Here is a 13,437-nt window from a genome sequence, read left to right as displayed (position 1 = left end):
CCACGAAAAAAACATCGGTCTGGCGGCATGTGCCTCCCGGGACGGGCTGAAGCGATCGAGGTGAATCGCCGATGGGTGGCGCGGTGGTATTCCAGTCGGGATTGGCGGAGCAAACGGTATCGCAACCAATTTGCGATTCGATGGTTGTTGGGCGGAACCTCTGCCGCTCCGTGGCCCCCTCCTTGGCCCCCTGGCACATGAGCCTGACGATGCGCCTCCGCCGACTGGTCCTGGTTACCCCCTTCGTTGCTCTCGCAAGTCCTTGTTTTGCCGAGTCTTCCACGGCGATTGCGGTCAACAATCCGCCGGCGCAACAAAATTCCCTCGTCGACATGCTGGCGCTGATGTCGGGCCACTGCAAGACGCTGAAGGTCGCGGGTCGCCCCTTCGCCTGCAAGACCGTGGCCTTTGCCCATGATGACAAGGGCCGGGTCAATTTCGCGGTCGCCGTCGACGATCCCAACGACGAGAACCACGTCGTGTCGTTCTCCGGCGAGAACGGCAAGCGGGCCGACGACAATTCCTACGAGTTGCCGGTCGACCGCATGCTGCTCAACTCCAAGACCCGGCCGAAGGTCGACGGCCTTCCGGTCCCGGCTGCGCAGACCTCCACCGGTAGCTGCCGCCAGACCGGTAATTTCTCGGCCAGGAAGGTCAACGACGTCACCTGCTCTGCGACCGACACCGAAGGCCGCAAGTATGAACTGCTGTTCGTCTCCGACGGTACGCCGGTGAGCGTGCGACGCATCAGGCAGTCGCAGCCCTCAGTCCAGGATCCGTTCAAGTAGCGGCCCGTCGCCTCACCCTGCCTGACACAGCATCCTTCCGTTGAAACTCCGGGTTGGCCGGGTATGCTCTTTCGTGCGTCCTCATGAGGAAGCCCGATAGCAACCGAAGGCGGGGCCGAGAGTCCAGCAATGCGTATCATCACCGGGCTCGGGCGCATCCTGATTGTCCTCCTGTTCGCTTGCCTGTCGCGTGAATGCAGTGCGGCCGACGGTCCGCGGCAGCGCTCCATCCTGGTGCTGGAAGAAGCCGATTTTCGCTCGCCGTTTTATTCGGAGATCTTTGACGGCATCCGCGCCGCCGCGAAGCAGAACGGCCATGCTCACACCGTGATCTACGGCGAGAGCCTCGATCTCGCGCGCTTCCCCGGACCGGACTACGAAGACAGCCTCGTCGGTCACCTCAAGACCAAATTTGCCGACCGGTCCATCGAGGTCATCATTTCGATCGGCGTCGCAGCGGCGAAATTCCTCCAGAAGCACAAGCAGGACATCTGGCCCGCCGCGCCTGTCGTGTACGCCTTCGTCCCCGATCTGCCCGAGGTGCGTGCGCTGTTTCTGCCGGACACGACCGCCATCTTCGCAAGGGTGAGGCCGACACATCTCCTGACGGCCGCGCGCGCGATCGTTCCCGACCTGACCCGTGTCGTCCTCGTCGGCGGTGCCTGGAGGAATCCGCTGGTCTATGGACACTGGAAGCAGGACTTCGCGGCCGCGATGCCCGGTCTCGAGGTCACCGATCTTTCCGACGCCACGCTGCGCGAGGTCCGCAATCAAGTCGCGACCCTGCCCGCCGGCTCCGCGATCCTGACCTCGGCGATGTATTCCGACGGCGAAGGCACCTATTATTCGCCGGCCTCGGCGCTCGCACGCGTCGCCGAGAGCGCAAACCGCCCGGTCATCATCACGTCCGATACGTTCCTCGGACGATCGGGCGTGGGTGGCTTCCTGCTGCTGCCGGATGTCATCGGACGGGAAGCCGGCGGCGTCGCGACGCGGATTCTCGCTGGCGAAGCGCCGTCGAGCATCGCAGCCTTCGACGGCGACAACGTCAAGCCGATCTTCGACTGGCGGCAACTGAAACGCTGGAACGTCGACGAAGCCAATCTGCCTCCGGGCAGCGAGGTGCGCTTCCGCGAGCTGGGCTTCTGGGAGCAGTACTATTGGCACACCATGCTCGTTGCCGCCGTAGTGCTGACGCAGGCGCTGATGATCGCCATTTTGCTGCGCGAGCGCAGGCTGCGCTTCCTGGCCGAGGTCGAGGCACGCCAGCGCATGTCGGAACTCGCCCACATGAATCGCCGCGCGACCGCGGGAGAGATGTCCGCCTCGATCGCTCACGAGCTGAGCCAGCCGCTCGCCGCGATCCTGCTCAATGCCGAGACCGCCGGGCACGTGCTGCAGAGCCCGGCGCCCGACCTCGGCGAAGTCAGGGACATGCTGGAGCACATTCGCCGTGACGATCAGCGCGCAAGCGAAGTCATCGGCCGGCTGCGCTCGTTCCTGAAGAGAGACCCGACCGAACGGCGCGACATCGACCTCAATGCGACCGTCGACGAGGTGTTTCGCTTCCTCTCCGTGCAGGCCCTGACCTACGATGTCGGGCTCTCGACGGAGCCGTCGTCTGCAACCATTCGCGTGAAGGCCGACAGGGTGCAGCTCCAGCAGGTGATCCTGAACCTCGTCGTCAACGGCATGGACGCGGTGGCCCATCTTCCAGCCGATCGGCGCCGCGTCGTCGGTCGTACCAGTCTCACCGACGGCAATCTGGCGCTGGTCTCCATCGCCGATCTGGGCGACGGCATCCTTGCGGGAAAGGTGACCGAGATCTTCAAGCCGTTCTTTACGACCAAGACGCAAGGCATGGGTATCGGCCTCTCGATCGCACGCACCATCGTCGAGGCCCATGGCGGCCGCATCTGGGCCGAGAACGCGCCGTCAGGCGGCGCCGTGTTTCACATCAGCCTGCCACTGGTCGTCACGCGACAGGTGTGATCGCGCACGCGCTGTCGCGAAAGATGCACGGCGCTCATAAATCCCGCCAAACAATTCATTTGCTTTGTCGGCCGCCAAATCCGACTTTCGTATGAAATAACACGACACAATCCGGGGGGATGCTGCGCCCAACTCACCCGCGCATCATTTCATCGATCTCGCTCTCCGATCAAACGTCCGACACTGACAGTCCGGCAATGCGATTTGCCGGATCGACGCATCATGGCGGAGTGCGCGTGCACCATCTGTCGTCCGAAGTACTGAACCAGAAGAGGGGACCGTTCATGACAGTCAAGCGTGCCAGTATTCAATCGAGATCCACCACAGGGATCGCGCTCGCTCTTGCGGCGGCTGCGATGCTGCTTGCGCCCGGTACGCGCGCCAGCGCCGCGGGCCTGAAGGATCTGCCGTCGATCGCCCCGGTGATGACGTGCAGTTCGCTGGTCGGCGTCGATCTGAGCGATGTCGGCAAGAAGGTCGGCGGCACCGTCACCATCACCTCGGCCGCAATCGTGGCGGCCTCGGCGACGAATCCCGCCGACTATTGCGGCGTGCGCGGCAATATCGGGCCCGGGACCAACTCCATCGTGATGCGCCTGCCCACCAACGCCTGGACGCAGCGCTATCTCCAGACCGGCTGCGGCGGCGAGTGCGGCAACGACAATATCAGCTACACGCAATCGACCGGCTGCGTGCCGATCACCAACGGCACGATCGCGAGCGCCACGACCAATATGGGCCACACCGGAGCGCAAGGGCCGACCTGGTCGGTCAACAATCCGCAGGCGCAGATCGACTTCGCCTATCGCGGCGTGCACGTCGCTTCGGAAGTCGCCAAGGCCGTCATCGCGAAGTTCTACGGCAAGAAGCCGGCCTACTCCTATTTCAGCGGCTGCTCGGACGGTGGCCGCGAGGCGCTGATGGCGGCGCAGCGTTACCCGCACGATTTCGACGGCATCGCCGCCGGCGCTCCGGCGAGCGACATGGACGTGCAAAACACCTATCACCACGGCTGGCGCGTTCTCACCAACCAGACCACGCCCGGCACGATACCGATTCCGGCCAGGAACACCTATGTCCTGCTGGCTTCCAAGCTCGCCTATGTCCACGCCAAGTCGGTGGCCGCCTGTGATGCGATCGACGGCGTCGTCGACGGCGTGATCGACGATCCCCGGGCGTGCAATTTCGACACCAAGACGCTGGTGTGCAGCAACAACGGCAACGAGACCGGCTGCCTGACGCAGGCGGAAGCCGACGTCGTCCGCCGCATCCACGATGGCGCGGTGACGGCCGACGGCCAGCGGCTCGAGCCCACCGCCAATTCCGAATGGGGCGGCGAGCTCGACTGGAGCCTGTTCGTGCCGGCAGCCCAAGGTGCCTCCGTCGGCAGCGAGAACTTCGTGAATTCGTGGGCCGCCTACAAGACCTTCCTCAACACCTACAATGCGAGCTGGACGCTGAACGACCTCCAGCTCACCGTGCCTGGCTTCAACAACACGGTGGCAAGCTCGACCGTCTATGCCGCGAACAATCCGGATCTCGGGCGGTTCGCGCGTCATGGCGGCAAGCTGCTGCTGTGGCACGGCTGGGCCGATCAGCACATCCCGCCGCGCGGCACCATCAAGTACTGGCATGCGGTGAACGATTTGCTGGGCGACGATCAGGTCGGCCGGTTCGCCAAATTCTACCTGTTCCCCGGCATGGCGCATTGCGGCAGCGGGCTCGGCCCGAACACCTTCGACATCGTCACGCCGTTGATGTCCTGGGTCGAGACCAACTCGGCGCCGAACGCGATCGTCGCCACCAACACTTCGACCGCGACCTCGCGCCCGGTCTATCCCTATCCGGCGGTGGCGCGGCTGAAAGCCCCCGGTCTCGACCCGAAAGTCGCCGCCAACTTCGTCGCCTACACGCCGAAGAAGGAGCCGCCGGTCAGTGAGTTCGTCGGCAACTATCTGTTCTCGCCCGACTACCCGCAGGCGACGTGTCATGCCGAGGGGACCACGCTCGTCTGCAGCAACGACAAGCGTCACGATGACGGGCATGGCGACGACGGGCGCCACGACGAAGCCCAGAGGTAACGCCACCAAGCTGCGCGCCATGCCCGGGCGGGGCTGGCGCGCAGCGTCTTTCGCACTTTGACAGGGCACGGACAGTGACGATGCGTTTTCCGGTGCTCGTGCTGACGGGCCTGTTCCTGATTGGCCAGGCAAGTCAGGTCTGCGCATCGCCCGGCAGCGAGACCGGCCAGGACCAGGCGCCTGTGCAGGCACGACACGGCGGCAATCCTCTGTGGACAGTACCGCTCACCGAGCTCAGCGCAACCGGCGAACGCCCGATCTTCACGCCCGCGCGCCGACCTTCCCGACCCGTGGCGGGCGAAGCGCCGGCAGCATCCACGCCGCGGCAGGCACAGGCGACGCCGGACAGGCCGGCTCTCTCGCTGCTCGGAACGGTGACGGACGCCGATGGAGCCGGAGGGATCGGCATCTTCATCGACGATATCGCCAAACGCGCGATGCGCCTCAAGACCGGCGAGCAGCATGATGGCTGGGCGCTCCGTCGGGTGCAGCGCGGCCGCGTGGTGATGGAGAAAAACGGGACACGCGTGACGCTGGCGCTGGCGCCACGAGACAGCGCGCCGCCCGCGGCCCCGGCTCTCCCCGAGCCGGCCCCTCAACCCGCCGCGGAGCCGGCAGTGGCGCGGCCGAGGATGCCTGCCCCCACGCCCGTCGCCGCGTTCGACTGGACCTCGATCCTGCGGCAAGGCGAAGCCGGATCGCATTAGTTGCAGCGCGTCCGGCCTTCGCGCCGTGCTCCCGCACGAGTTGAATGTTGGGCCCGCGGCGTGCAGTGTGGCCGACGCAAACGCCGGCCCAGCAAGTCCGGTGACAGACGCTGCCGGGGGCGGGAATGCGGATCGACTTTCTGGGCCTGCAGGCCTTCGTCAGCGTAGCCGAGCGCGGCAGCTTTCTGCGCGCCGCCGCCCATCTCAATCTGTCGCAGACGGCGCTTAGCCACCGGATGAAGAAGTTCGAGGAGGACCTCGGCGTCGCGCTGTTCGTGCGCACGACGCGGCAGGTCTCGCTCACGCCGGCCGGCCTCGAATTGCTGCCGAAAGCCTGCGCGCTGCTCGACGAATTATCCGACACGCTCGAAGGCGTGCGCGGGCAAGGCGCCAAGAAGGTCGAGCGCGTCACCATCGGGTGCCTGCCGACGATCGCGGCCTACCAGCTGCCGCGGGTGCTGCGCGACTTCAGCGCGGCCTATCCGAACGTATCGGTGAAGATCTACGACAATTCGGCGCGCGAGATCGCGCAGCTCGTGCAATCCGGCACCGCCGAGTTCGGCCTGACCATCGTGTCGCCGAACGTCGCCGACGTTGAGGTCAAGGTGTTGGCCAAGGAGCCCTTCGTGCTGCTGTGCGCCAAGGACGACCCGCTGGCCAAGCGCCGCTTCATCAACTGGTCGCAGCTCGGCAATGCGCCGCTGATCCGGATCAGTCCGCAGGCGGGCAACCGCGTGCTGATCGACGATGCGCTCGGGCACCGCCGCGAGAAGCTGAACTGGCGCTACGAAGTCCAGCACCTCCAGACCGCGGTCGGGATGGTGCTGTCGCATGTCGGCATCGCCATCGTGCCCAAGATCGCCGGTAGCCTGCCGGGCGTCGCCGGCCTCGCTGCCGTGCCGCTGCGCAACCCCAGCATTCACCGCAGCCTCGGCGTCATCACCCGGCGCGACAGACCCCTGTCGCGCACCGCACAGGCTCTGCTACATATGGTGCGCCAGCATTTCGTCTCATTGTTGCGGTGAGAAGCGGCAGTTTCGGAGACGTCCATGACACGTGATCGGCTGTTTCTGCTGCGCCAGGGTTTCGAAGACCCGGCCTATCCCGGCCGCCGCTTCTTTTGCTGGCACTGCGCGCTGATCGAAGGTCTGCTCACCTCATTTCCTGCGCTGGCCGACAGGTTCGACGTCGAGCGCATCGCCTGGCCGAAGCCGCGACAGGATGTGATCGCGCTGGTCGGTGAGGAGAATCAGTGGCTGCCGTTGCTCGTGCTCGCGGACGGCACCACATCGCCGCATCAGACCGGCAGCCATCACGGGCGCGCCTTCATCGCCGACAAGGACGCCATCCTCGCCGCGCTGTCCGAGCGCCACGGCTTTCCCGAACCGCATCCGTAGGGGACAGTGCCGTCCGGGACACGAGCCGTCCCTAAACGAGGGAAAATCGGCATTGCCCGATCGCGCAATCGCCCGACATACTGCACAAAACTCCGGAATCTCTCGCCATGCCCCACCCCCGTCCCGCCCTCATCGTCGTCGACGTCCAGCGTGCATTCGACGAATGGGAGGCGGCGGGCAAGCGGCGCAACAATCCGGATGCGGTGGCGCGCATCGTTGACCTGCTCGCGGCATTCAGGGCGAGCGGTGCGCCGATCTTCCACATCCGCCACGAAGGCACCAAGCCGAACTCGACGTTCCTGCCCTCGCGCAGCGGTTACGCCGTCAAGGACGAGGCGCGCGAACAGCCCGGCGAGCCCGTGATCGTGAAGCGCGTCAACAGCGCCTTCATCGGCACCGATCTCGAGACGCGCCTGCGCACAAGCGACATCGCCACGGTCGTGATCTGCGGCGCCACCACCAATCATTGCGTGGAGACGACGACGCGGATGGCCGGCAATCTCGGCTTCGACGCGGCCCTCGTGCGTGATGCGACCTGGACGTTCGACCGCGTCGGTCCCGATGGCGACACGCATTCGGCCGAATCCATTCACGCGATGACGCTGTCGAATCTCAATGGCGAATTTGCCCGCATCGTGACCACGAACGACGTCGTCACCTCGCTCGCAGACATGCGACAATAAATCTCAGCGCGAATACGCGTTGATGATCTGCGTCGTTTCGACGCCCGCCCTCGCCGGAACGCTGCCAACGCCCATCTGTTGTCACTCGATATCTCAACTGGAGTGATGACATGAAGTATCTCTTTGTCGCGATGGCCATCGGTGCGGCTGCGCTCACCGCATCCGCGGCCAACGCGGCTGGCGGCGGCAAGGCCGGACCGAACGCGCAAATCGGCCAGTCGACCGACATCAGCGCGCAGCACAGGCACCGCCATTACGGCCATCGCCATCATCGCTGGCACCCTCATCATCACGGCTACTATCGGCCGCACTATCGCAGCTACGGCTATTATCCACGGCACCAAGGCTATTACGGCGGCGGACCGTACGGTTATTATGGTGGCGGCGGCCCGAGCGTGACGTTCGGCTTCGGCGCCAATCGCTGGTGAGACCATCGCTGGCGAGACAAAGGGCCCGCAGAGATGCGGGCCTTCTTTCTCAGCGCTGCAAGATGAAGCCAGCCGTCTCCAGACCGCTCGCGAGCGCCGCCTCGACCGTGCCCATGTCGCGGCCGCGATAGAGCGCCTCGCCCGAGAACAGCACGGGGCCATCGGCGCGCGCGAGACTCTCCTGCGCCGCGCGCGTCCGCGGCGTCGCCCAGGAATAGGCGCCACGGGCAAAGCGATCATGCGCCCAATTGGTGGCCGACGCCGCCACGACCTCTCGCGCAATGTCCTCGCGCGGAATGCCGAAGATTGCGGCGAGCGACGAGATCGCCGCATCGATCAGCTCCGGCGAATCGAGATGCGACAGCTCCGCCGTTCGCGGACCGCCGAACCATCCCGTGAGCACGGGATGCTGATCCGGCCGCTGCGTCCACCACACCGGAATCGTCTCGTCCGACAGCAGGAACAGCATATCCGCGAGCTCTTCGCGCCGCTCGCGCCACCATGGCCGCTTAAATCGCAGCAGGATCTTGATGACGCTACCGAAGCCGATGTCGTCGGCGGCTGCGGCCTTCGCGCGTGCGGCTGGTGGCAGCGCGATCTCGCGCAGCAACGGCAGCGGCACGGTGACGATCACGCGATCGCAGAGTTGCGCCGCGCCGCCCGCGCAGCGGATCGCGAGCTTGCCACCGCTTTCCTCGATCGCGGTGACCACGGCACTGAGCTGAATGGCAACGCCTGACTTGCGGCTCCCGGCTTCCAGAAAGTCGATCAGGCCGCCATAGCCGCCGTCGAGACGCGCCTGTGTCGCGTGTCCGTCATTCATCCATTCGTCGCGCAGCGCCAGTATCGAGGCGCGCTCGGGGTCGGCGGCATCGTAGCCCTCGACCATGCGTTCGACATCATGCCGCAGGCGTGCGTACTCAGGTCCGGCGAAATGCCGGCGCAGGAAATCGGCGACGGTGAGATCGTCCGTCAGATCCTTCACGGCGGCATGAAGCCTCTCGTCATAGGGATCGCGCGGGCTCTCCCGCGAGAAGTCTGTACCGTCAAAGCTCCACTGCGCGCCGCCGATCGTCCGCACCGTCAACCCGGCTTCGCGCGCGAGGCCGCGCGTGACCGGCGCCTCGCCATGAACGAACTCGGCGCCGCCGTCGGCGGCATAGCCGAACTCCGACGCCGGCAGCGGATGGATACGTCCGCCGCAGCGGTCGCGCGCCTCCAGGATCGTGACCCGCTTGCCGGCACGCGCAAGCTCGCGGGCCGCCATCAGGCCGGCCGCGCCTGCGCCGACAATGACGATATGCTCCGGCGTGTCCGACATTGCCGTTGCTTATCGGCCGGCGGCGTCGTTCTGGATCAGGTAGCGCAGCAACAGCACGCCGCCGCCGAGCTGCCGCGTGCTCTCCAGCGTCATCGCGGTGAGCGGTGCGCGCTTGTCGCTGTCGGCGTCCGTCGAATCGAACACGAAGGGAGCGCCCTTGGCACCGTCGATCGCGGGGCTGAGGATCAAGTTGAATTCGTCGATCAGGCCGGCGCGCAGGAACGCGCCATTGGCGACACCGCCACCCTCCACCAGCAGGCGCTTGACGCCGAGCTCGCGATTGAGGATCTCGACCGCCAATGCGAGGTTGATCTCGGATTGACCTGCGAAGATATAGGACACGCCCTCGCCGCGCAGGCCGGCGAGATGCGAATCCGGCACGCTCTCGGTGAGCACCACGACGATCGGATCGCCGCCGATATCCGAGCGGCCCCAGCCGATCTTGCCCTGCGCATCGAGCACCACGCCAAAGGTCTTCGCATCGCGCCGCGCGAACCAGTTTTCGCGCGGCAGTTTTTCGCTACTCGTCGCGGGATAGGGCTTGCCCTTGGCAAACTCCGAGCCGGTGACGCGGCCGATCACCCAGGCATCGCCGCCGAGCTCGTCATGGATCTTCTCGAACCAGTCGCTGTGCGCGCCTTTCGGGCGCCAACGGCTGGGATGCGTGCGACCATCGAGGCTCGAATGCATCAGGCAGATGATGTAGGGCTTCATGCCAATTCTCCGCGCCGGCTTCTCAGGCCGGTTTATTGCCCTTCTCGCGATCGTTCACGATCACCGCGAGCGGATTGAGTTTCGGCGGCGCGACCAGCTTGAGCGTGTTGCTGTCATGATGATTGAACGGCGCGCCGCGGACGAACAACTCGGTCTGGATCTCGTAGCTCCAGCTGCCGTCGTCGTTGAAGGTGATGTCGCAACGGTAACTGTCGGTGCGGAACGCTTGTTCCAGGAAGTCGGTCGAACAGATCCCGTAAGCGGTGTCGCCGCGCTTCGCGGTGACGGAGATTGTCTTGTCGTCCGGCTTGGCCTGTCCGGAGGCCAGCAGCACCTGCCCGCGCGGGATCGCCAGCGTCTGCATGATCAGCCCGGTCGCCGCCTCCCACAGCCAGTAGCCGACCTGATCGTGGAAGGTGATGTCTTCCTCGGGCGTGTTGATGTGGATGTGATAGCGCAAGCCATAGAACAGCTGCGGACCGTTGGCCTGCGGGTCGATCGGGTCCATCCGGATGTGCTCGATGAAGGTCCGCCGCTCCGGGCCTTCCGCTTTCGGATTGATGTCGATGCCCTTGTCCGCCTGCCAGGTGCCGGCGAGCCGGCGGAGCGGCCCGAGATTGGCAAGACTGTCGGGCGAAACGTCCTCTTGTTCGGTGAAGATGTCGGCGGGAATGGGGAGCATGGCGACCTCGCATCGTTGCGCAGGGCAGCAATAGCACAAGGGCGGCGCGAATCGAGGGGAATGGAACCCCGCGGCTGCATACGCGTTATGAGACCTTGAGTACGAGTCCTCGATCGTCGGGCTCGAATGGGCAAGGATGCCCATGTCACGCGTCGCGAGGGGGTCCGGTGCTGTCGGAGAAAGCTGCTCGGCAGTCAATCGATGTGGGCTTCCCCTCCGACGGAGGCGAGCTGGGTGCGATGATGCGCACCCTCGATTGGTCGGGCTCGCCGCTCGGCGCGCCCCGCCGATGGTCCCAGGCCCTGAAGACGACGGTCGGCATGATGCTGGCCGCGCAAGCCCAGATCGTCCTGTTCTGGGGCCCCGATTTCGTCGCGCTCTACAATGACGCCTACGCACCGGGCATCGGCGCCAATCATCCCCGCGCCCTCGGCCGGCCCGCGATCGAGAACTGGGGCGAGCTGTGGGACGATCTCGAACCGCTGCTGGCCGGCGTCCGCAATACGCGAAAGACATTCGCGGCGAAGGACCGTCCCTTTTACGTCGAGCGTCATGGCTACGGCGAGACCAGCTATTGGGACGTCTCCTACTCGGCCGTACTCGATGACGATGGCTCGGTCGGCGGCGTGCTGTGCCTCGTCTCCGAGACGACCGAACGCGTGCTCGGCGAGGCGCAGTTGCGGGCGAGCGAAGCACGCTACAGGGAGCTCAATGCCACGCTGGAGCAACGCGTTGCCGAACGCACCGCCGAGCGTCATCTGCTCGCCACCATCGTGGAAACCACCGACGGGCAGATCCAGGCGCTCGATCTCGACTACCACTGGCTCGCCATCAACACATCCTGCGCCGATGCCTATCAGCGCATCTACGGCAAGCGGCCGAAGGTCGGCGATTCCATGCACGAATTCCTGGCCGACCGGCCCGAGCATCTTGCGGCGGCGACGGCGATCTGGGGCCGGGCGCTGACCGGCGAAGCCTTTACCAACATCGAGGAGTTCGGCGATCCCAAGTTCGACCGCCGCGTCTTTGAAATGAAATTCGAGGCGCTCCGCGCCGCCGACGGCACGCGGATCGGCGCGTTCCTGACCGGCGTCGACGTGACCGATCGTCTGGAGGAGCAGGCGCGGCTCGCTCAGGCCGAGGAAGCTCTGCGCCAGGCCCAGAAGATGGAGGCCATGGGCCAGCTCACCGGCGGCGTCGCGCACGATTTCAATAATCTGCTGACGCCGATTGTCGGTCTGCTCGACCGGTTTCAGCGCCGGGGCATTGGCGACGAGCGCGAGCATCGCCTGATCGCCGGCGCCATCCAGGCCGCCGACCGCGCCAAGACGCTGGTGCAGCGCCTGCTGGCCTTCGCGCGCCGGCAACCGCTGCAGGCTGTCCCGGTCAACATCAGCCGGCTCGTCACCGACATGGGCGAGCTGATCTCCAGCACCACCGGGCCGCAGATCCAGGTGACGGTGGATACGCCGGAAGGACTTCCCGAAGCCATGGCCGATCCCAACCAGATCGAGATGGCGATCCTGAACCTCAGCGTGAACGCGCGCGACGCCATGCCCGACGGCGGAAGCTTGCGCATCTCCGCCAAGGCCCGGACGATCGAGCGCGCACACGGCTCGGACCTGGCGCCCGGCACCTATGTCTGCATCTCCGTTGCAGACAATGGCATTGGCATGGATGACGAGACGCTGGCCCATGCCGTCGAGCCGTTCTTCTCGACCAAGGGCATCGGACAAGGCACAGGCCTTGGCCTCTCGATGGTCCACGGTCTTGCTTCGCAGCTCGGCGGCGCACTGACGATCAAGAGCGCCGTGGGGGCAGGCACCACAGTCGAGTTGTGGCTGCCGGTCAGCCACGCCGCCGCGGGCGCGATCGATGCCGTCACGCAGCCCAGACTGCGACCACTTCCCGCCGGCACGGCACTGCTGGTGGACGACGAGCCGCTGGTGCGCATGAGCACCGCCGAGATGCTGAGCGAGCTCGGCTACAGGGTCGTCGAAGCCAGCTCCGCCGAGGACGCGCTTCGGCGCGTCAGGGACGGCCTGCGGCCGAACCTGCTGGTCACCGACCACCTGATGCCCGGCATGAGCGGCACGGACCTCGGCCTCGCGCTGCGCAACCAATATCCCGAGATCCAGGTCCTCGTCGTCTCAGGCTACGCCAACAACGAAGGCATCACGCCGGACCTGTCGCGGCTGACAAAGCCGTTCCGGAGCGACGAGCTGGCGGCGAGCCTGGCTAATCTCGCAAAGGCCGGGCGGTAGGGCGAAGAGCGGTCGTGCATGCACGGCATCGCTTGTGCCGCAGTTTTAGTCAGACCTCGCACCGATACAGCACCGGCTTCCGGCCGTACGGGCACGCGCATGCGATCCGCGTAAAATCCTCGCAGCCATCCAAATGTTTGTGCTCGGCACTCCCATTGCGTCGCGGAGTCGCAGTGGTAATAATTTGACACGTGAGACTTGCCTCACGGACCGCGACTTCAGCCACCGGGGGATGATGCGGTTCCCGAAGTGACTTTTGAGCGACATTTTTCAAGTGAGTGGTTCGGAATGCAGCAGGCCTCGGTCGAGAAATTCTCTGACCTCATCGGCGCGATCTACGATTGCGTCATCGCCCCTGAACAGTGGACGAGGGTTCTGAA

At 65.5% G+C, this 13,437-nt stretch carries 12 protein-coding genes; 9 read left to right on the top strand and 3 right to left on the bottom strand.

Going from position 1 to position 13,437, the window contains the following annotated elements; all coding sequences use genetic code 11:
* The first annotated feature begins 209 nt into the window (after nt 1-209).
* The 8 genes from QA645_RS06345 (at nt 210) to QA645_RS06310 (ending at nt 8,076) form a co-directional block, all read left to right on the top strand.
* Complete coding sequence (locus tag QA645_RS06345) at nt 210-788, top strand: hypothetical protein (protein ID WP_283048968.1); 579 nt, start codon at nt 210-212, stop codon at nt 786-788.
* A 129-nt stretch (nt 789-917) separates the two neighbouring features.
* The gene (locus QA645_RS06340; RefSeq protein ID WP_283048966.1) at nt 918-2,780 is read left to right on the top strand and encodes an ATP-binding protein; all 1,863 of its coding nucleotides are present in this window, start codon (nt 918-920) and stop codon (nt 2,778-2,780) included.
* A 284-nt stretch (nt 2,781-3,064) separates the two neighbouring features.
* Nucleotides 3,065-4,861 carry a tannase/feruloyl esterase family alpha/beta hydrolase gene (locus QA645_RS06335; protein ID WP_283048964.1) on the top strand — a complete coding sequence of 599 codons (1,797 nt, stop codon included), beginning with the start codon at nt 3,065-3,067 and terminating at the stop codon, nt 4,859-4,861.
* An 80-nt stretch (nt 4,862-4,941) separates the two neighbouring features.
* Nucleotides 4,942-5,568, top strand: coding sequence for a hypothetical protein (locus QA645_RS06330; protein WP_283048962.1), 627 nt, complete (start codon nt 4,942-4,944; stop codon nt 5,566-5,568).
* Nucleotides 5,569-5,693: 125 nt separating this feature from the next.
* A complete protein-coding gene (locus tag QA645_RS06325; RefSeq protein ID WP_283048960.1) occupies nt 5,694-6,593 on the top strand; it encodes a LysR family transcriptional regulator in 900 nt (299 codons plus the stop codon).
* A 24-nt stretch (nt 6,594-6,617) separates the two neighbouring features.
* On the top strand, nt 6,618-6,965 hold the full coding sequence (locus tag QA645_RS06320) for a DUF3088 domain-containing protein (RefSeq protein WP_283048959.1): 348 nt from the start codon (nt 6,618-6,620) through the stop codon (nt 6,963-6,965).
* A 107-nt stretch (nt 6,966-7,072) separates the two neighbouring features.
* Nucleotides 7,073-7,648 carry a cysteine hydrolase family protein gene (locus QA645_RS06315; RefSeq protein WP_283048957.1) on the top strand — a complete coding sequence of 192 codons (576 nt, stop codon included), beginning with the start codon at nt 7,073-7,075 and terminating at the stop codon, nt 7,646-7,648.
* A 110-nt stretch (nt 7,649-7,758) separates the two neighbouring features.
* The gene (locus QA645_RS06310; RefSeq protein WP_283048956.1) at nt 7,759-8,076 is read left to right on the top strand and encodes a hypothetical protein; all 318 of its coding nucleotides are present in this window, start codon (nt 7,759-7,761) and stop codon (nt 8,074-8,076) included.
* Between the two features lie 49 nt (nt 8,077-8,125).
* On the opposite strand, the gene QA645_RS06305 is transcribed toward QA645_RS06310, so the two are convergent.
* From QA645_RS06305 to QA645_RS06295, 3 genes are read right to left on the bottom strand one after another with little or no spacing between them, the layout of a single operon-like run.
* Complete coding sequence (locus tag QA645_RS06305) at nt 8,126-9,397, bottom strand: NAD(P)/FAD-dependent oxidoreductase (RefSeq protein WP_283048954.1); 1,272 nt, start codon at nt 9,395-9,397, stop codon at nt 8,126-8,128.
* Nucleotides 9,398-9,406: 9 nt separating this feature from the next.
* Complete coding sequence (locus QA645_RS06300) at nt 9,407-10,111, bottom strand: RibD family protein (protein ID WP_283048953.1); 705 nt, start codon at nt 10,109-10,111, stop codon at nt 9,407-9,409.
* A 22-nt stretch (nt 10,112-10,133) separates the two neighbouring features.
* Nucleotides 10,134-10,793: a heme-binding beta-barrel domain-containing protein gene (locus QA645_RS06295; protein ID WP_283048951.1), complete on the bottom strand. Its 660-nt coding sequence runs from the start codon at nt 10,791-10,793 to the stop codon at nt 10,134-10,136.
* A gap of 239 nt (nt 10,794-11,032) precedes the next feature.
* Here QA645_RS06295 and QA645_RS06290 point away from each other — a divergent pair, with 239 nt between their 5' ends.
* Nucleotides 11,033-13,057, top strand: a complete 2,025-nt coding sequence (locus QA645_RS06290) for an ATP-binding protein (RefSeq protein WP_283048949.1) — start codon at nt 11,033-11,035, stop codon at nt 13,055-13,057.
* The last annotated feature ends 380 nt before the right edge of the window (nt 13,058-13,437 follow it).

This window comes from Bradyrhizobium sp. CIAT3101 (genome assembly GCF_029714945.1).
Lineage (GTDB): Bacteria > Pseudomonadota > Alphaproteobacteria > Rhizobiales > Xanthobacteraceae > Bradyrhizobium.
This window is presented reverse-complemented; position numbering and strand designations above follow the sequence as displayed.

What these genes read in the sequence shown, in the direction of transcription:
- QA645_RS06340 (WP_283048966.1), top strand. Translation starts at nt 918, where the DNA reads ATGCGTATCATCACCGGGCTCGGGCGCATCCTGATTGTCCTCCTGTTC.
- QA645_RS06320 (WP_283048959.1), top strand. Translation starts at nt 6,618, where the DNA reads ATGACACGTGATCGGCTGTTTCTGCTGCGCCAGGGTTTCGAAGACCCG.
- QA645_RS06305 (WP_283048954.1), bottom strand. Translation starts at nt 9,397, where the DNA reads ATGTCGGACACGCCGGAGCATATCGTCATTGTCGGCGCAGGCGCGGCC.
- QA645_RS06315 (WP_283048957.1), top strand. Translation starts at nt 7,073, where the DNA reads ATGCCCCACCCCCGTCCCGCCCTCATCGTCGTCGACGTCCAGCGTGCA.
- QA645_RS06310 (WP_283048956.1), top strand. Translation starts at nt 7,759, where the DNA reads ATGAAGTATCTCTTTGTCGCGATGGCCATCGGTGCGGCTGCGCTCACC.
- QA645_RS06325 (WP_283048960.1), top strand. Translation starts at nt 5,694, where the DNA reads ATGCGGATCGACTTTCTGGGCCTGCAGGCCTTCGTCAGCGTAGCCGAG.
- QA645_RS06300 (WP_283048953.1), bottom strand. Translation starts at nt 10,111, where the DNA reads ATGAAGCCCTACATCATCTGCCTGATGCATTCGAGCCTCGATGGTCGC.
- QA645_RS06335 (WP_283048964.1), top strand. Translation starts at nt 3,065, where the DNA reads ATGACAGTCAAGCGTGCCAGTATTCAATCGAGATCCACCACAGGGATC.
- QA645_RS06295 (WP_283048951.1), bottom strand. Translation starts at nt 10,793, where the DNA reads ATGCTCCCCATTCCCGCCGACATCTTCACCGAACAAGAGGACGTTTCG.
- QA645_RS06345 (WP_283048968.1), top strand. Translation starts at nt 210, where the DNA reads ATGCGCCTCCGCCGACTGGTCCTGGTTACCCCCTTCGTTGCTCTCGCA.
- QA645_RS06290 (WP_283048949.1), top strand. Translation starts at nt 11,033, where the DNA reads ATGATGCGCACCCTCGATTGGTCGGGCTCGCCGCTCGGCGCGCCCCGC.
- QA645_RS06330 (WP_283048962.1), top strand. Translation starts at nt 4,942, where the DNA reads ATGCGTTTTCCGGTGCTCGTGCTGACGGGCCTGTTCCTGATTGGCCAG.